This window comes from Ruegeria sp. ANG10, assembly GCF_040705255.1.
Lineage (GTDB): Bacteria > Pseudomonadota > Alphaproteobacteria > Rhodobacterales > Rhodobacteraceae > Ruegeria.
In genome coordinates this window covers 83,746-101,480 of the sequence record NZ_JBFCVU010000007.1, presented here as the reverse complement: position 1 = coordinate 101,480, position 17,735 = coordinate 83,746, and the positions used below count along the sequence as shown (strand labels likewise).

The 17,735-nt window shown below is 54.9% G+C and carries 18 protein-coding genes; 9 read left to right on the top strand and 9 right to left on the bottom strand.

The features are described 5' to 3' along the window. Positions 1–156: 156 nt before the first annotated feature. Positions 157–2,340, bottom strand: a complete 2,184-nt coding sequence (locus AB1A64_RS15265) for an esterase-like activity of phytase family protein (RefSeq protein ID WP_366552192.1) — start codon at positions 2,338–2,340, stop codon at positions 157–159. Positions 2,341–2,976: 636 nt separating this feature from the next. Next, entirely contained in the window at positions 2,977–3,408 is a 432-nt protein-coding gene (locus tag AB1A64_RS15260) for a RidA family protein (RefSeq protein WP_366552191.1), read from the bottom strand. Positions 3,409–3,493: 85 nt separating this feature from the next. Between AB1A64_RS15260 and AB1A64_RS15255 the strand changes: the two genes are divergently transcribed. Continuing rightward, a complete protein-coding gene (locus AB1A64_RS15255; protein WP_366552190.1) occupies positions 3,494–4,213 on the top strand; it encodes a WYL domain-containing protein in 720 nt (239 codons plus the stop codon). 751 nt (positions 4,214–4,964) lie between these two features. Here the strand turns inward: AB1A64_RS15255 and AB1A64_RS15250 are convergent. Continuing rightward, positions 4,965–5,861 carry a LysR family transcriptional regulator gene (locus tag AB1A64_RS15250; protein WP_366552189.1) on the bottom strand — a complete coding sequence of 299 codons (897 nt, stop codon included), beginning with the start codon at positions 5,859–5,861 and terminating at the stop codon, positions 4,965–4,967. A 93-nt stretch (positions 5,862–5,954) separates the two neighbouring features. Here AB1A64_RS15250 and AB1A64_RS15245 point away from each other — a divergent pair, with 93 nt between their 5' ends. Both AB1A64_RS15245 and AB1A64_RS15240 read left to right on the top strand, forming a co-directional pair. Continuing rightward, on the top strand, positions 5,955–6,692 hold the full coding sequence (locus AB1A64_RS15245; RefSeq protein WP_366552188.1) for an SDR family oxidoreductase: 738 nt from the start codon (positions 5,955–5,957) through the stop codon (positions 6,690–6,692). A 23-nt stretch (positions 6,693–6,715) separates the two neighbouring features. After that, a complete protein-coding gene (locus tag AB1A64_RS15240; protein ID WP_366552187.1) occupies positions 6,716–6,928 on the top strand; it encodes a 4-oxalocrotonate tautomerase family protein in 213 nt (70 codons plus the stop codon). A gap of 62 nt (positions 6,929–6,990) precedes the next feature. Here the strand turns inward: AB1A64_RS15240 and AB1A64_RS15235 are convergent, their stop codons facing one another. After that, positions 6,991–7,896 carry an AraC family transcriptional regulator gene (locus AB1A64_RS15235; RefSeq protein WP_366552186.1) on the bottom strand — a complete coding sequence of 302 codons (906 nt, stop codon included), beginning with the start codon at positions 7,894–7,896 and terminating at the stop codon, positions 6,991–6,993. A 95-nt stretch (positions 7,897–7,991) separates the two neighbouring features. Between AB1A64_RS15235 and AB1A64_RS15230 the strand changes: the two genes are divergently transcribed. Continuing rightward, positions 7,992–8,741: an SDR family oxidoreductase gene (locus AB1A64_RS15230; RefSeq protein WP_366552185.1), complete on the top strand. Its 750-nt coding sequence runs from the start codon at positions 7,992–7,994 to the stop codon at positions 8,739–8,741. A 57-nt stretch (positions 8,742–8,798) separates the two neighbouring features. Here AB1A64_RS15230 and AB1A64_RS15225 read toward each other — a convergent pair whose 3' ends face one another. Beyond that, positions 8,799–9,644, bottom strand: a complete 846-nt coding sequence (locus AB1A64_RS15225) for a hypothetical protein (RefSeq protein ID WP_366552184.1) — start codon at positions 9,642–9,644, stop codon at positions 8,799–8,801. 48 nt (positions 9,645–9,692) lie between these two features. Beyond that, complete coding sequence (locus tag AB1A64_RS15220; RefSeq protein ID WP_366552183.1) at positions 9,693–10,082, bottom strand: DUF983 domain-containing protein; 390 nt, start codon at positions 10,080–10,082, stop codon at positions 9,693–9,695. Between the two features lie 120 nt (positions 10,083–10,202). Here AB1A64_RS15220 and AB1A64_RS15215 point away from each other — a divergent pair, with 120 nt between their 5' ends. After that, a complete protein-coding gene (locus tag AB1A64_RS15215) occupies positions 10,203–11,612 on the top strand; it encodes a PLP-dependent aminotransferase family protein (RefSeq protein ID WP_366552182.1) in 1,410 nt (469 codons plus the stop codon). 76 nt (positions 11,613–11,688) lie between these two features. Here AB1A64_RS15215 and AB1A64_RS15210 read toward each other — a convergent pair whose 3' ends face one another. Then, positions 11,689–12,300, bottom strand: coding sequence for a TetR/AcrR family transcriptional regulator (locus AB1A64_RS15210; protein WP_366552181.1), 612 nt, complete (start codon positions 12,298–12,300; stop codon positions 11,689–11,691). A gap of 106 nt (positions 12,301–12,406) precedes the next feature. Between AB1A64_RS15210 and AB1A64_RS15205 the strand changes: the two genes are divergently transcribed. Genes AB1A64_RS15205 through AB1A64_RS15195 form a run of 3 tightly spaced genes read left to right on the top strand, consistent with a single transcriptional unit; the run spans position 12,407 to position 14,209 of the window. Then, positions 12,407–12,868 carry a DMT family transporter gene (locus AB1A64_RS15205; RefSeq protein ID WP_366552180.1) on the top strand — a complete coding sequence of 154 codons (462 nt, stop codon included), beginning with the start codon at positions 12,407–12,409 and terminating at the stop codon, positions 12,866–12,868. Between the two features lie 59 nt (positions 12,869–12,927). Then, positions 12,928–13,383 (top strand): nuclear transport factor 2 family protein, encoded by a 456-nt coding sequence (locus AB1A64_RS15200; protein WP_366552179.1) that lies wholly within the window; start codon positions 12,928–12,930, stop codon positions 13,381–13,383. Continuing rightward, positions 13,376–14,209, top strand: a complete 834-nt coding sequence (locus AB1A64_RS15195; protein ID WP_366552178.1) for an ergot alkaloid biosynthesis protein — start codon at positions 13,376–13,378, stop codon at positions 14,207–14,209. The genes AB1A64_RS15200 and AB1A64_RS15195 overlap by 8 nt, the downstream gene beginning before the upstream one ends. Positions 14,210–14,473: 264 nt before the next feature. Here AB1A64_RS15195 and AB1A64_RS15190 read toward each other — a convergent pair whose 3' ends face one another. Next, positions 14,474–15,349: a hypothetical protein gene (locus AB1A64_RS15190; protein WP_366552177.1), complete on the bottom strand. Its 876-nt coding sequence runs from the start codon at positions 15,347–15,349 to the stop codon at positions 14,474–14,476. 98 nt (positions 15,350–15,447) lie between these two features. Then, positions 15,448–16,482, bottom strand: a complete 1,035-nt coding sequence (locus AB1A64_RS15185) for an alpha/beta hydrolase (protein ID WP_366552176.1) — start codon at positions 16,480–16,482, stop codon at positions 15,448–15,450. Between the two features lie 139 nt (positions 16,483–16,621). Between AB1A64_RS15185 and AB1A64_RS15180 the strand changes: the two genes are divergently transcribed. Beyond that, positions 16,622–17,557 carry a LysR family transcriptional regulator gene (locus tag AB1A64_RS15180; protein ID WP_366552175.1) on the top strand — a complete coding sequence of 312 codons (936 nt, stop codon included), beginning with the start codon at positions 16,622–16,624 and terminating at the stop codon, positions 17,555–17,557. The last annotated feature ends 178 nt before the right edge of the window (positions 17,558–17,735 follow it).

Below are 17,735 nucleotides of genomic sequence, written 5' to 3'. Positions count from 1 at the left end.
TTGGTTACATGATGGCCAATGGCTGCAAAGAGGGCTGCGACCGCAGCAGTTTGGTTGACTGCTGGATATCGGCTGTAAGCCGGAGCGTGGTGAGGGCCTTGGAATGCAAAACCCCGCGCGGTCTCTGCGCGGGGCTCTTCAATCTCTGATGTTTGATCAGTTCCCAGCCGAAACCGACCCGATCGACCAGAACATTGTCTCGCCCGAGGCATCGTCGACACCGTCATTGTCGGTCATCACAAATGCCTCGCTCGAGGGTAGGATGGCCAGACCTTCGATCTTGTCCAGAACGTAACCGCCGGTCGAGGTCAGGTCGGGCAGCAGGTCGCGGACCTCTTCTTTGCTGACGACGGGCAGGTCGCCACCCAGCGAGGCCGGGGTCATTTCGGACAGCGGGATGCGGTAGATTTTCTTGGTCACGGCACGGTGGTCGTGCTGGTTGTCGCGTTCGATGACATAGACATGGTCCCCGAAAGCCACGATTTCAGACAGCCCGACCCAGCCTTTCTCCGGATCGGCTTTGGGATAATGTACGGCACCCCATTCCTTGGTTTCCAGATTGTAGGCGACCAGTTTCACATGGTTTTTGGGATCGTCCTTCCATTCGCGCTGAACGGCCATCCACAGGGTGTCGCCAACCCTAGTGATGCCCTCAAAGCCAAATCGCTTCTCAACGGCCATCAGTTCCGGCGGCAGACCGATTTCACCCTTGCGGTCCTTGATCAGACCGTCTGCCGAGACGTGATAGATCGCATGCGGGACGACGCGATCAGTGCGGCCTTCGGAGGCGACGTAGAAGCCACCCTCACCGTCCAGTGTGATGCCCTCAAGGTCCAGTTTCTGGGCCGGGTTGCCGTCCTGACGGTGGATGCGGATCACGTCCACGATGCGGGCAGGCTGCTGGCTGGGGTCAATCTTGAAGATCGATGGCTGGAAGCCGTAGAAGCTGTCATTCACCGCATAGATCATGCCGTCTTCGTCAGCCACCAGACCGGACAGAGCACCCCAGCCGATCAGCTCGTCCGCTCCTTCCGAGGTCAGATGCGGATAGCTGGCGGGGGCGTCCTGGTATTCGAAAATCGAAACATGCGCGCGCGGGCCGCCATCTTCGATCAGGTCTTTTTCGTTGGCCGAGATCAGCAGGTTGCGCTCGGGGATGGCAACATAGCCTTCCGGGCCAACACCCGAGGGCAGCAGCTGCTTCAGCGCCGGATTGGCCGGATCGGTGGCGTCATAGACACCCACGACCGAGGCCCGCTCAGCCCCGACAAAGATCATCGGCGTGCCGCCAAAGGTGGCAGCGGTCACGCTTTCGGGCTCAACACCTTTGCTGTCCGAGCGTTTGTCAGGGTAGTGGCCGATCTGGATGATGGCTTTCTCGAAAGCGGTGCCGTTCTCGTAAACAACATTGCCGTCTTTGTGGAAGATCGTCCAGCCACGCGATCCGCCCTCATAATCGCCTTCATTGGCGGTGGCGAAGTGGGTGTCGTCGATCCATTTCACCGCGTCGGGCTCGCGCAGGCGGCCCGGCTGGCTTTCGGTGAAGATCAGCGCGCCGCGCTCGTCGGTGGCGTCGATGTCTTCCAGATCAACCGCACCTGCCGAGAAATGGCTGACCACATTGCCGTCTTTGTCGACAACCGCGATGTGGTTGTTTTCCTGCAAGGTGACGACAGATTCGCCCAGAGCGTTGATATCCACGAATTCCGGCTCGGGGTCTGTGGGGGCAACTTCGGCCAGACCGGTAAGGGATGCCATTTTCATGCCCGTGCAATCCAGCGCGCCGTCTTTCAGCGGCACCAGCGCCAGCGACCCGGCGGGCAGTTGCGGGATGATGCCATCGTTCAGGTCTTCGTCGCGCTCGTTTTCAATGGTCACGGCAACAAAGCTGCCATCAGGGGCGATGGCGACGCTGTCGGGCTGACCGCCCAGATCGCAGGCACCGGATTTCGCCTTGCCCGCAATATCGACCGAGATCAGCTTGCCCGACGGCGCGGTGTAGCTTTCCGAGGTGTTCACACCCACAAAAGCCGTCGCGCCAACGATCCCAACGGATGTCGGCTCACCTCCCACTTCCATCGCACCCAAAGGCGCGGGGTTTGCAGGATCGGTGATGTCGACCATGCCGATCACGCCCAGCGGACTGTCGGTGTAAACCAGCGTCATGCCATCGACAGTCGCCGCGATGATCTCGGGCGAAGTCTCGCGGTTGGTGTCCGCGCCCTCGGCCATGTTTTTAACGACCGGGAAAGACGCAATTCGGTTGAAATTCATCTCTGCCGCAGCCTGACCGGTGGTCAGGGCAAGGGCAGATGTCAAGCAGACAAAGCGCAATGACATCGGTAGATTTCCCCTCTCATTTGGATGAAAGTGGCATGACCATGGTTCGTTGCGGTTTTGTGACGGTTTAGATTCAGTTTGATGACAACCGCAAAAAGGTTGGTCAAAGCGGTATACGCTGGCCAATTCAAACCCCGTCAGATCAACGGTTGTGCCGCAAGTTTTCAGCATCTATTTCCGAGACGAGATACTCGTGTTGGTAGCGTCCTATATTTCGACAAGAGCCAACTGTTACAGTCTCGTCCAACCGCGCGTACTTCCTGTCACGGTGTCTTTATTCCCCGGACGGAGTGTCCTGTGGATAAGTCGCGTGGGTATGATCTTGTCTATCAAAGTAGATAAGGCCCTATTGCTAACTTTTGACAGTTGACGATCTCCTGGTTAGACGGCATCGCACCTGCAGCGAATGTCCGGAAAGAGGGTGCAACGCAGCGACGGTGATCCAGGTCGAACAGCCGGTTTGGGCCGCTCACACCCGAGCGAGGTCGGGCAGTCGAAAATATGCCACGATAGCTCCGACGCCAGCATCGAGCCCAATAATAACCGATGCTGCGCAGTTTGCGAACGTCAGCTTCCACTTCGCAAACCAGGTGGCGTTTGTGATTGCGGCGGCAAGTCACCGCCGCAATCGGGCGCTCAATCCAAATGCACAATGGCCTCGACCTCAAAGAGCATTGGGTCGATGGCGAGTTTCGGTACAGGAACCAACGTCTGCGCGGGCAGCGTATCGCCGAACATCCGCTTCACGTTTTCGGTCAGCACGCCGAGCTTCGACATATCGTGGTCGACCACGAACACGGTCAGCTTTACGACCTGTTTGGGGAGAGCGCCGAGCGCGTCAAGGACCGCAGCCAGATTGGAATAGGCCTCCTCAACCTGATTGCTGAACTCCGGCGAAAGGTTGCCGAATTGATCCTGTCCGCCCTGTCCTGATACAAAGGCCAGCCGCCCTGCAGCAGGAGAGATTACGGCCGTGCTGTAGCCGTTTGGCGTGGGGTCATGCAGATGTGGTGGATTGACGATGATCGGCAGTGCATCGTTGGATGTATTCTGGTCTCGGGACGTCATGTTCATTCTCCTTGCTGAGTGGTCCACGAGCGGCTTAGAATCCTACGGTGACAAAATTTGTCACTAAAAGTGCTAAGGTAAAGAAATGAACATCCGCCTCCGACATGATGCCATCGTGCGCACCCTTCGCCGTAACGGAACTGCAACGGTCGATGAACTGGCCTGTCAGGTCGGTGCATCCAGACGAACGGTATTGCGCGATATCGGGGCGTTGCGCGACCAGGGCTTTGTCATCCATTCCGAATGTGGGCGCGGCGGGGGCGTCCAACTTGATCCCCAATCCGTGCAGACCACCGCCCGTCTCTCGGTCGCAGAGGTGTTTGCTCTTCTCGTCAGTGTCGCGGCCATGCGTGCGGCGCGAAGCCTTCCTTTCTCGGGTCTCGCCGACTCGGGGCTTGCCAAGATCGAGAAGGCACTGCCATCGGACAAGGTGCTGGATCTGCGCAGGTTCCTTGACTGTCTGCATGTCGGACAACTTTCGCCCAAACAGGACATCTCGGACATGGGCACTATTGACCCCGCGCTTCTACCTGCCTTCGAGACCGCGTTTCTGCAGCGGCAAAACCTGCGCTTCTGCTACCGGGACGCCAAGGGCGCGGAGACGAGCCGCGAAGTCGAACCGCAAGCTATGCTTATCTTGCCGCCGCTCTGGTATCTCGTAGCCTGGGATCCCGGCCGTGAGGATTTTCGGCATTTTCGCATGGATCGGATAAGTCGCCCCGAGATCGTCGAGGGAACATCGTTCCGGAGACGCCATGTTCCGTTCGAGGACGATGTCTGCCCATTCAATGAATTACCGCGCTGAACACTAGGAACGCGTGAAGTCCGGGCGGCAGTGTTCCGGTATCTTGAACCATCAACAGCCCCAAAGTGGTGGAACGGGGTCCACGCACAACTCCTTTACCTTTTGCTGGGATACATATTGGAACGTTTCGCATCGACCTGCTTCTTCGTCAGCGCAAGACGGATGATGCGCTGAAGGCGCGGCCTCCCTCCTCGGACAGGACAAATAGACAAGACCGTGTCCTCGCGCGGGGTGCTGCGGGCCGCACCACTCTTGTCGATTTGTCCTGTCTCGCCGCTCTCCGCGTTCGCTACGGGGCAGTTTTTAGAGACGACGCCCTTTCAGAGCTCGGCTCAAAACCAGCCCAAAAGGGGATCAGGCCCGGAGGTCCCACCACAAAAGGAGAGACGGTTTTGAACACCGAAGCGACAAATAATATCGAAAATGACACCAGCCTTCAGGCGGCAGAGATTGCGGCCCAGAATGACCTGTTTCGGAAAGCCCTGATCGATCCGAATGCAGCGATTGAGATGCACTCCAATGGGCATTCAGGATCAGGTTTTCGTCACGCCCGGCGTGTCAGGTGAAGGCGTGGACTTCCAAGTAACGGTTGTTGGGCAACGCAAGTCACGAAGGGCCAAGCTGACGTTCCTTTAGCTTGCGGAGAATGGCGGGAAGGAGCCCAACCACAGGATACCGCGCATTGCGCGTATGGCAGTGATGCGCAGAAAACAGACTTTGCAAAGTCGAAAGGACGGCCCTAGACATTTGGTCAAAGCGCGGCCTTGTCGAAAACGCGAACGACCCAATCGAGGAAAACCCGGACGCGCGGGGAGAGTTGTCGACTTTGTGGGTAAAATGCAGCCAGCGGGGTTGGGGATGGCGGTGTATCCGGTAAAACTTCCACAAGACGACCATCTTCCAAGTCGTCTAGAAAACGATATTTCGGCGCTTGTCCAATCCCGAACCCGTCTCGGACTAGATTATGCACTGTGTCCGCGTCATTCGCTGTGACAAGCGCTGGCAACGTTACATCTTTAACCTTGTCTCCGATCTTGAACTCCAACGGAATTACTGTGCCTGTTCGCGAGGACAGAAAACCAACCATCTGATGACCTTTCAGATCGTTAACCGACGTAGGAGTGCCGTACTTGGCCAGATACTCTGGACTAGCACAGGTGATTTCAGGGAGATCGATCAGGTGCCGTGTGATCATTCCACTGTCATCAGGAATACCTGCTCGGATGACGCAATCAACGCCTTCTCGCACCAGGTCCACCAGGCGCTCTGTCTGACCGAGTTGAAGGGTGATCTTGGGATATGTCGCCAAAAAATCAGCCAAATGCGGTAGCAGGAAAACCCGCGTCAGAGTGCCGGGAGCATCGATTCGCAGTAGACCTGAGGGCTCGTGCCCGCGCAGTGCACCTTCAGCTTCCTCCAGATCAGCCAGAATTGACGCGCATCTTTGGTAATAGGCTTGCCCATCCGGTGTTGGAGCAACATGGCGTGTTGTTCGATCCAGCAGCCGACTACCAAGGTCACGCTCCAGCCTCTGGATCGCTTCACTTGCGGTAGACCGCGGAATGTTCAGGTCAGAAGCTGCCTTTGTGAAGCTCCCGCGTTCCAGGACGCGAACAAACAGGCGCATGGTTTCAAGTCTATCGATCATTGTTCGCTTTTATCGAATTGTAATTCCAAAACAAGACTGATTATCTGGCTGGTCTCCCCGTCTATCTTCGCTGCAAACAGTAAGGAGATTGACATGATACACAGACAGAGAGCCGCAATAGTAACCGGCGCCAGCAAGGGGATTGGTGCAGCCATCGCACTCCGCCTAGCTCAGGGTGGCCATGCAATAATTGCCAATTATGCGAGTGATGAGGTCGGAGCGAGTCGGGTCGTAGACCAAATCAAAAAGACTGGGGCCCAAGCAATCGCAGTCCAGGGTGACATTTCTGATCCATCCTGCATGCCACGATTGTTCGATGCGGCTGAACAGGAATTCGGCTCTGTCGATGTTCTGGTCAACAACGCGGGTATCATGCGCCTGAGTGCCGTTGCATCTACGTCTGATGATGACTTCGAGGCTCACTGCGCCATCAACATTGGTGGTGTCTTTCGCGGCATGCGTGAGGCTGCCAACCGCATGAACAAAGGTGGCGCGATTGTCAGCCTGTCCTCCAGTGTTGTCGGGCTCTATCAGCCGACATACGGGGTCTATGCGGCAACAAAAGCTGCGGTGGAAGCAATGACCCATGTGCTCGCCAAAGAACTGGGCTCACGGGACATCACCGTGAATGCCGTCGCGCCTGGCCCGGTCGGGACCGACCTATTCATGACTGGCAAGCCCGAGGCGGTGATCGAGAACATCAAAAAGGTGAACCCGTTTGGGCGGCTCGGAACCCCCGAAGACATCGCTGCCGCTGTTTCGCTTTTGGCCGGACCTGATGGCCGCTGGATCAGTGGTCAAACACTTCGCGCCAATGGCGGCGTCATCTGAAACCTCCCTGAAAGGAAAATCCAATGCCATTTGCCAACTACAAACTCCCGCAGGACTCGTTGACGACAGCTCAGAAAGAGGACCTGATCCATAAAACGACAGATCTGATGGTCAGCTTTTTTGGAGAGGTTGTGCGCCCGACCACAATGGTTCTGGTCGAAGAGGTCGAAGACGGTGGATACGGCCGTGCAGACGAGGTTTTTGTGATGCCAGAAGAGTACCGAGCCAAAGAATAGTCTAAAGTAACGGAAGGGCAGAGTCGTAAAGCGCAGCCTTCCACTATGGAGCTACGAAAAAACTAGTGTGTCTCGATAGCCTTTGAGTAGCGCGCGGGAGGGCATCCTACATAGCGAGAAAATGCCGTACTGAAGGCACTGGACGACCCATACCCGGTCAGGGCAGAGATTTCGGCAATGCTGAGATCGCCCGTTCGGAGCATATGCTTTGCCAATGTCATCCGCCAGTTCTGCAAATAGTTCATTGGGGGCATTCCCATGACCCCTTCAAACCGTGTGAAGAAAGCAGACCGCGATAGCCCGGCTTCGGTTGCAAGGGCTTGAACTGTCCAGCTGTGAGCCGGGGCCGCGTGCATGGCTCGCAAACTGGGTCCAACGCGAATGTCTGCCAATCCATGCAAAAGGCCAGCAGTCGGGGCCGGGTCCGTGCCAGATCGGAAGGCTTCGATCAGTAGGACTTGCAATAGGTTCTCAACGATCACATCCCGCGCCGGCCGATTTGCGCGAGCTTCATCGCGAACAAGCCCTGTAAGCGCAGCCAACCGCCCCTCACTGCGGACAAAGATCAGATCAGGCAGTAGAGAGATTAATAAATCAGCGTCGGGGCTGGCAAAGGTGCAGTGTCCTACGAGTTGCTGAACTTCTGGATCCGCATCAGCCGCCCCAAGCTGGAAAACTCCGTCTTCCCTCTCCACCGGGTAGTTGACCAATTCAGCGGGCGGTGGAGGATCCATGCTTGAGAAGGTGAATGATTTGACCGCTGGGATCAGCACAAAATCACCCGCATTCAAGACCAGGGGCTCTTTCCCCTCGACCTCCAGGCACGCACGTCCGGTAAGAAGTGAGCAGTAGAAGGCCTCGTCTACATCCTCGCGATGCACCCGAAATGGTCCCGATGCATGCACCAGTTTTGAATAGGACGCTTTAGGTTGAAGGAGGGTGATGATTTCAGAGAATGGATCTGCCATTTTGGACTTTTGATAAACAAAAACGGACTATTGATTATATATAATACTACCATCGTCGTCTACCTTCAAGGCATCAACGAATAGGAGACAACGTCATGAAGACCTTATTGATCACAGGATGTTCTTCCGGATTTGGACTGGCGACTACGCACTTCTTTCTCGAACAGGGCTGGTCGGTTATCGCGACAATGCGTAAGCCAGATGAAGCCTTTTTGCCGGCCTCGGATCGTTTGACGATCCTGCCATTGGATATCTCGGACAGCGAGAGTATTGCAAAGGCTGTGGAAGCCGCGGGCCCCATTGACGCTTTGGTGAACAATGCTGGCGTCGGCTGGCTTTCCCCTTTTGAGGGCACATCAGATGATAACCTGCGCCGGATTTTTGAGACCAACACGTTCGGCACCATGGAAATGGTCCGTGCCGTGCTGCCGCAAATGCGCGCCACGGGATCAAAGGTGATCGTGAATGTCTCTTCCAGCGTCACACTCAAACCGCTGCCTCTGGCTTCGGTCTACACGGCCAGCAAAGCTGCGGTGAACGCCTTCACCGAATGCCTTGCCCTTGAACTGGCTCCTCTTGGTATTCGCGCCCATATCGTGTTGCCAGGTCAGGCCCCAACAACGAATTTCGGCAAGAATGCAATGGCACTGATGTCAGAATTCAATGACACGCCTGAAGACTACAAGCCATTCGTCGAACAGATTATGGCTGCCTTCATGAACGCCGAAGGGAAAGAATTCACCTTCTCCGAGGATGTTGTTCAAGCAATCTGGAGAGCCGTCACCGACAGCACATGCCCATTGCGGATCCCTGCCGGTAAGGACTCGGTCTCTCTGGCGGCGTGATAGCATCAACAATCATAAAAACCCGCATGGCCGACCTCAATGGCCGGCCTTTTTGCCTCAGGCTAGCATTTTGCTCGAAGCGTCCCGAACTTGCCGCGCCTTAATCGCAGCTAGCCACTCAACAGCAGCCTTCGTCCCACCAAAGGGATAAAGGTGAACCGCAACATCAGCTAAATTGCGTCGTTGCAGCCCTTGTTCGATCAAGCAGACCAGACGGGAGAAATCAACGATCCCGTCCACGGTGTCACTCACGTTGTTCAACCCGCCACCCGAAACCCCAAATGAGCGTGCAAACCTGAGCAAGCGATCCTTTTTAGTCGGCCCGGGTATCCCAATTTGGATGGTCTGGCTAATACCAACGTTTCGTAGCGCACTTATCCAGTTGAGAATTCTGTTTGGATCAAAGGCTAGTTGAGTGGTTATGCTCACACTGCACCCGTAGGACACCAGAAGTTTTACTTTTTCCTCTAGTAAGGCCACATCCGAACGATAACCTATGGCTGCGTTTCCCTCTGGAAAACCCGGCAATGTGACCCTCTTGAGCGCGTATCTTTCAATCCACTCCGTTCTAAGGAGGTCCATCGTGTTATTGAATGGACCTGACGCATCTGATGGATCACCGCCAACAACCATGACTTGTCCTTGCGCGCCAGCAAACCGGAGTTTTTCGGTCAGGTCAAACAAGTGTTTTTTTGATTGAAGGCGTCGAGCTGCAAATATCGGCACTGGCAATAATCCGGCATCGTCGATCCGGCGCACCGTTCGCAGCCTGCCGTAATCATCCTCATCGTTCAGCCATGCCACGTTGACAGCGGTTTTCGCAGGAATAAGGGGGGCGGCTGATGTGAGGTCCGCAATCGTCTTTTCTGTCGCCTCAAGTGAAAAGAAATCCAAATCCATCAAGGAAACCATCCTTTGAAAAGGCTGAGAATTCATTGGGAGGGCGGCTGTCTAGAACCCGTGCATTCGTTTGGCCCATTGGTATCCGACAATCAGGCCTTTCATGACCGGCAGCAGTGCCAAGGCACCTACAACTGCAATCACAGACATGCTGAGTGCCAAGACCCAGGGTTCTGGCCTCCATGTCACCCAGGCGATGTGCAACGCGAACCCCATAAGGTGGCCAACGATCAGGATCGTAAGATAAGCCGGACCATCATCAGCCCGCTGATGGCTCAGATCCAAACCGCAATTCGAGCACTCATCGTTCACTTTAATGTAGCTATGCAGCAGTTTGCCTTCCCCGCATTTGGGGCACTTGAGGCGCATCCCATTCATGATCGCCGGTTTGATGGGGCGCTCTTCACTGTCGTCGTGGGCGATAATTGCAAGTTCGGACATCTTTGATCTCCTTCAGTTGCGCCTCAGATAGTTCACCTTCAGACAAAATGCAAACAATATCCAATCAATGTGATGAAGGATGCGACAATATGTTGAAATAAACTTGTAATAAAGGTAAGGATGATAGACACAATCTTCTATATTGAATGGAACGATGCCTTGAAATCATGGACGCCAAATCTGCGCGACGACGGAAAACCACTCTATGTCCAAATCGCAGAAGCGATCAGACATGATGTAGAGACAGGTGTGCTTGATGCAGGTGACAGGCTTCCGGCTCAACGCAGCGTCGCCAAGCTTATTGGCTTGGATTTTACAACCGTGTCCCGCGGGTACTCTGAGGCCGCAAAGCGAGGGTACATCGACACCTTTGTCGGCCGGGGTTCGTTTATCCGGAAACCAGAAGAAACAGCAGAAAAAGCAGACCCACGCCGCGCGCTTGAAGAAGACCCGAATATGAACATGCCGCCGGAGCCAGATGATCCGGCTCTGGTGGACCGTATGGAACAAGGCCTCACACATGTTTCTGCGAACCTTGTTCCTCTGCTTCGCTACCAATCCATTATCGGGAGCCGGCAGGACCGGGAGACCGCAGCGCGCTGGATGAACATCAACGGTATCAAGGTTACAGCAGACCAATTGGCAATCACGCCTGGCGCACATGCCAGTTTACTGTCGATCCTGACGCTGCTCTCCAAGCCAGGAGACATCGTGATCTGTGAGCGTGTGACCTATCCCGGTATTCGTGCCATCGCCGCTCAACTTGGTATTCGGCTTGTTGGCGTGAGATCAGATGGCAGCGGTATTCTTACTGATGATCTGGATGCCGCTATCCAAGAGCACGCACCTTCTGCTCTTTATCTGAACCCGACGCTACAAAATCCCCTGACGCACACAATTCCAATGGAGAGGCGTCAGCAGATCGCATCCGTATTGAGAAAGCATGGCGTGCCTTTGATTGAAGACGACGCTTGTCGCTTTGTGTCTTCGGATGCGCCGCCATCTATCTCACAGCAGATTCCCGAATTGGGGTGGTACATCGCGGGTCTTTCGAAATGCCTTGGCGCTGGTTTGAGGCTGGCACTCACGGTGGTTCCATCAGGTCTGTCGAGAACCCACTTCACTCGGGCTTTGCAGGCATCGAATGTCATGGCGTCACCGATCACAACGGCTCTAATGGCGCGATGGATCGAGGATGGCACAGCCGCAGCGGTACAAAAGTTCGTCCGCAGGGAGGCAAACCGCCGACAAATCCTGGCGACTGACATCATGCGGGGTCAGAGCTTCAAAGGCAGCAGTGACGCCTTCAATATTTGGCTGACGCTGCCTGAAGGGTCCAGCCGAGCCGACGTCATGAGCCACATGGCCAATCGCCAAATCGGGGTCATGCCGAGCAATGCCTTTACGGTGACAGGATCGCCCGATGAAGCGGTTAGGGTATGTCTAGGAGGACCAATTTCATTTAGCCAACTGACAGAAGATCTCGAAGCATTAAACTATGCAATCACCTACCAAAACTGGGTTCCCTAGACAGTTAGGCTGTGCTGAAAAACCGAGACGACCCTCGTCTCCGTTCTTCAATTTGCTTTTTGGCAACTGTTTATTTCTATACACTTAGCACCAGATTGGTAAATCTTTGAATGTCTGCTGATCTGACAGGTCGATGCTGAACAATGACGTGCCAGTAGAGCGGTGCGATAAACATATCCAGGATCATTTGCCGATCTGTGTCTTTTGTCAGTTCACCACGCTCAATAGCTCTGTCCAACATGACCATTGCCTGGGCCCGGCGATCCCTCGTCACGCTCTCCAGCAATTCTGCCAGTTCATCAGAACGAGCGTGCTCAGCATGTAGGTCCGGCAGAATCCGCCTCACAAGCGGATGACGCAGAGTTGCAGCCATTCTGCGCATAAGCCTGGCAACGTCCTTCTCGAAAGATCCTGTGTCCGGAATTGGAGTGATATTCGTGGCCGCTGATTTCACCGCTTCGGTCACTAGTTCAAACTTGGATTTGCTCCGTCGATAGAGCGCCGCCTTTCCGACACCTGCGCGAGCCGCAATGCGCTCCATTCGTAGAGCCGAGTAACCCGTTTCCGCCCATTCCTCGAACAAGGCGCGTCGGATTGCCTCCGTCACCGTGTCTTGCAAAACGGCAGCCCCGGCCGGCTTCCGGCGCGGCCGATCAGAGTTTTTTACGTCGGAACTCTTGCGTTCCATCGTGATTCCCCCTTATATAGGACGAAACAGTATCGTTCCGATGTATTTTTAGGCAAACCCCTAAATTCTGCAACCCATTTTTGGCACTTGTGGAAAGGACGCGAAGATGGACCCCAAAATCGCACTTCTGTGGTTTGCGCCTCTGCTTTGCGGGGCCTTGATACCCATCCATGCCGGAATGAACGCAGAGCTCAGCCGCGCTGCTGGTCACCCGCTCTGGGCAACCCTGTTGTCATTTGGAATCTCATTTGTTTGCCTGATGGTCGGGGTCGCTTGGCTCCGTCCTACATTGCCAAGCTTATCATCACTACATGCGGCTCCTCCCTGGGCGTGGGTAGGAGGTGTGATCGGTGTCATTTACGTGATGGCGACCATGGTTCTGATCCCACGCTTTGGGGCCGCCGCATTTATTGCCGCAGTCGTCGCCGGACAAATGGCGATGGCACTCATCCTCGATCAGAATGGGCTTCTAGGAAACCAACATCGGCCGGCAGACTTCTTTCGTATTGCAGGAGCCGCATTGTCAATCGCAGGCGTTCTTCTCATGCAGCTAGGAAAGACATCATGACCCTAGCCACCACTCACATCGACCCCTCAATAAAGATCGACACAAGGTTAGGAGACATCATGTCTGACACAAACACGATACCAAGCTTTGGTGCGATGCTGCGCGACGCCCTCGGAGATGCCATCATCGCAGATGCCGGTGAGAACTTCCTGGATATGTGTGATGAGGACATCGTGTTCGAGTTCCCCTTCTCACCCGAAGGATCAGTCCGCGAGCTGCGCGGGCGAGACGCGATGGCAGCCTATCTGCCCAAGGCTGGTGGGCTCATCAGCTTCGAATCCATGAGCCCGGCAATCACCCATGTGGCCAGGGATGGCGAAACCTTTGTACTGGAGTTCTCCTGCAAGGGCGCTGGTGAAGCCGGCCGCTATGACCAGAACTACATCTCGGTCATTGAAGTCAAAGATGGTCGCATCACTCGCTACCGCGATTACTGGAACCCCCTGGTTCTGCTGAATGCTGTCGGCGGGATCGAAGTTCTGAAATCAAAGCTGGAGGATTTTATCGATGACTAAATCCATCCTTGTCACCGGTGGCACAGGAAAGACCGGCAGTCGCGTCGTCAAACATCTGCGCGATAGGGAGATCTCCCCTCTCGTTGGGACGCGCAACCCAAAGAATGGTAGTTATGTTCGCTTCGACTGGAGTGATCAGACGACATTCGAGAAAGCCTTCGAAGGGATCGACGCCGTTTATCTCGTGGCACCCACAGACACCGTGGATTCACTGGGAGCAATGCGGCCCGGTCTTAAGGCGGCACTTGCCGCGGGCGTCCAACGCTTCGTGCTACTTAGTGCCTCTTCTTTGGAAGAAGGCGGACCTATGATGGGCGCAGTCCACGCCTGGTTACGCTCCAACGCTCCAGAATGGGCCGTTCTGCGTCCAACCTGGTTCATGCAGAACTTCTCAGAGCTTCATCACCGAGATCCCATTCGCGATGAATCCGCAATCTACACAGCAACAGAGGACGGCCGAGTTGGCTTTATCGATGCTGGCGATATAGCAGCCTGTGCAACGGCGCTTCTGATCACTCCGTCAGTCGAAAACACTGACTATATACTCACTGGCCCGGAAGCGATTTCTTATAATGTCGTTGCCGAAACACTGAGCAATCAATTGGGGCGGAAGATCACCCATCATCGCCTAACCGTCGATGAACTGGAAGAGCGTCATCAAAGCCTCGGATTGCCGGAAGAGTACGCAAGTACGCTGGCGGCAATGGACGGTGAAATTGCTGGCGGGTCAGAGGATCGTGTCACCAACAATGTGTTCAAATTGACCTGCTCGTTGCCAACTTCCATCGATCAATTCGTTCAGCAAAACATAGAAGCATGGACGTAGAGAAAAGATATCAAGATGCGAGTGGCTGAGATAGCGAACATGTGAGATGAGTGTGTCCTTGCTGACCTTCGTGTTGGCTTCGGGGACCGTAGCAATGTTGCGCATGTCGATGATTGCAAAGCTCGGTGATGAATGTCCGCTTTGGGTTGTGACCGCAGCATTGCGTTTGGGAGGTGAATGTCTCTTATGGGCCGCCAGTTAGCTCCCGGTTCATATGCTAAAGGCGAAAGTTTGGCGCCATGGAAACCAGAGTATATGCGCCTATTAGTCGAGATTTTGTGCTGCCTGAGACGGCAATCCCGCGTAAGATGCGTCATAGAAATAAGTCAGCCAAATTGATGCCCCATCGAAGAGTATATCGGAAATCCCACGCGAATGAGACCCGGCGCTCAGGGGATGAATGGTTCCATCAGATTCAACGCGCAAGAGCCTCGCATTCGGGTATTTCTCGTGACCCCGATAGCCTCCGACAACAACTGTGCCGTAGACGATTTCAACGGATTCCAAGTTACCGAAGCTGTTTGCAAGACTTACGGCAGTATCCCCGTTGTCTGAATGCGGCACCCAATACAAGGCGCTATCCCATGCGTCGTCGCTGCCCCAGGACACGGCGTAAATCCCTGTCTCTGCTATTGCAAAACGAGCAAGCCCACTGATGCGCAGATCATTGAGGTAAGGTTGAATTTGTCCGGTTTGGGTCGCAACCGATAGGAACGCGCCGCGCCCAAAATCACTCACGAGAAGGGTGGTCTCGTCCAAAGCTTCGATATCGTAGAGAAAAACGCCGTCGTCATCCAGAGCCTGCCGCCAGTTTACTGTGCCATCCAGCGTGGTAGAAATAACCTCATTGCCATCCACAATGACAATCTGGTTGCCAGAACGCACCATTCCGGTCGGGTTACGCAGGCCTTGCTCATCCGAGAGTTTGATTTCTTCGGTCGCGCCGTCAGGAGTGAGCCTGTATAGCCCGCCATTGGTGGCGTCTGAGCCGAACTCTTCATCTGGTCCACCTGGTCCAATCGATACGGCATAGATATCGTTCCCCATCGGCAAGACGGCCTCAGTATAGGGCGGCAGCGCCTGTTCGGCGACAGCAGGGCAGGCTACAGCGCAGGCAACCAGTATCGAAAGAAATTTCATCTCAAATAATTCTCCTGTGTAGCTGCGCTTCGACGTTGCAGCCCTTTTTCCCTGCGATGACTGCTCTGGGGCGCCCACAATGAACCAAGCGGTCTGCATCAGGTGCTTTGGCCGAAGGCCAGAAAGTGCGGGGCCAGTGCCGCGACGGCAGCGTCAATAGTTAGTGGGTCTTCGTAAAACTGAAGCTGATTGGCATCGTCGATCCAATGAAGCGTCTTCTGCTCTGACGCGATGTCTTCAAAAATGCGGCGCGGAATGTCCTGACCGCTTGCAGCTCTGTCGCCGTGGATCATCAATACGGGCAGGCTCAGTAGTGGGGCTGTTTCGTCGATCCGCCAGCCCCAGATGCCCGCTTCGCTCATCGCGGTAATGCGGTTTTCCCAACCCCCTTTGAAAGTCAGCCAAGGGGCCCTGTTGTCCCAGGGCAGGTACCAGTCTGCGATGGCTGTCGCCGTCAGAAGAGCATCCTCAGAACCGACAATTGGAATGTAGCTGGCTTCCCCTGTTTTTTCGAAATCGGCCGTTGCTTTGGTTGCGCGCTCCATACGCGCTTCAACTGCGGCATCACTGCCAAGGTACATTCTGGCGGTTTCCGCGGTCAGATAATGACCCGCGACAACCCCGAGAGAGGCTACGCGATCATCTATCACCGCGGTTTCAATCGCCCAGTTTACGCCCTGGCAAATCCCGAGAAGATGAAGTCGATTTGCGTCAATTTCTTCCTGTTTGGCGAGAAATCCGAGGGCAGCCTGACAGTCTTCAACCTTGGCTTCGCCAGACTCATAGCGTCGGGGCGCGCCTGAACTTTCTCCGTGATAGCGCGGGTCGAATATCAGAACAGCCAGCCCGCGCGCTGCCAAGCGGGTTGCATATTGCACCGGTGATTGTTCCTTGACGAAAGCGACAGGTCCGATGATCACAACTGCCGGGTGAGGTCCTTCCGAAGCAGGTCTCAACAGTTTTCCAACAAGAGTTTCCCCAGAGCTGTCAAAGGACGCTGTTTCAGCATCGTAAGATCCAAGTACCGATTGATCTACGTCACCGGATGCCTCCGCAGTGCTGGGCCGGACGGCGAAAGCTCCGGTCATGGATGTTGCAATCGCGATTGAGTTGAACATGCGTCGTGTAATCACTGCTGCTGTCCTTTCGTTTTCAGTTTGATGGGTGCCACGCCCAAAAGGTCATGGACAAAACGCCCGATTGGGGGGTGCCCGGTTAGGCTTCGCTTGTCAGTTAGCTCGTGACAGGCATAATTGGGATGACGCAGAAAGCATGATGGTCATACAAAAAATGAATGATGCCCTAACTTCTCTGGATGTGCGGACTCTACGGTTCCTGCAGCTCCTGCTTCGCACAAGCAGCGTGACACGCACGGCCATGCATCTGGGGATCAGCCAGCCCGCCGCCAGTCGAATACTCGCCCGGGTACGCGACCTGATAGGAGATCCGGTGCTGATCCGAACGCAGTCGGGATACAAGTTAACGGATCATGCTCTGGGCCTGGATGACCCTGTCGATGCTGCATTGTCGGCGATTGCGGATGTCTTCAGGCCGTCCACTTTTGATCCGGCACAGTCCAACCATTGCTATCGCATCGCCTCGACGGATTACGGCGTTGCGGCAGTCCTGGGACCCATAATGGAAGTCTTTGCCGTTGCCGCACCAGCATTAAGGTTTGATGTCTCGCCACTGGTGCCGCAGAGCTTTAGCGATTTGGAAAAAGGGGCAATTGATCTGCTGTTATACGCGGATTTGGACGCCAGGGACGATTTGCTCGCTCAGAAACTATTCGATGAGACCTACGAAGTCCTTTTCCGACCAGGCCATCCGCTTGAGGAACAGGCAGCATCAAACCTGGCTCTTACTCCGCAGGATGTGTCCGCTTTCCGGTTAATCGAGTTCAGCTTTCCTGGCATAACAAGTTTGCAACCGGACACGATCATGCGGGAAGATGGAGACGGTTCGAATGCCGTGTTTCAGCAGCCCTACTTTACCACGCTGCCTTTCCTGGTCGGGCAGACGGATGCGGTTTCAGCTGTTCCCAAGCGGCTGGCAAAGCAAGTCCAAAAATTGACCTCTCTTTGTTCAGCTCCGTTTCAGCCAAGTTACGGTTTCCCCTATTACCTGATCCGCCACGAGCGTAGCCGCTTTAATCCAGCGGTTAACTGGTTGAGGGAACAAGCATTGGAGATCACCAAGTTCGGCTGATCAGATGTTCGAGCCGGGATGATGGTTTGCACGTGAGAACTTCATAGTAGGTAGAGGCCATCCAAATCACCACCCGCTCTTGGGTCCTAAAGAAACTACAATCCATTGACGGTATGTCTGTTGGGGTGATCTGCAACATCGATGGTTACCATTGCATCTCTGCCTAAAGCGGTGCTCC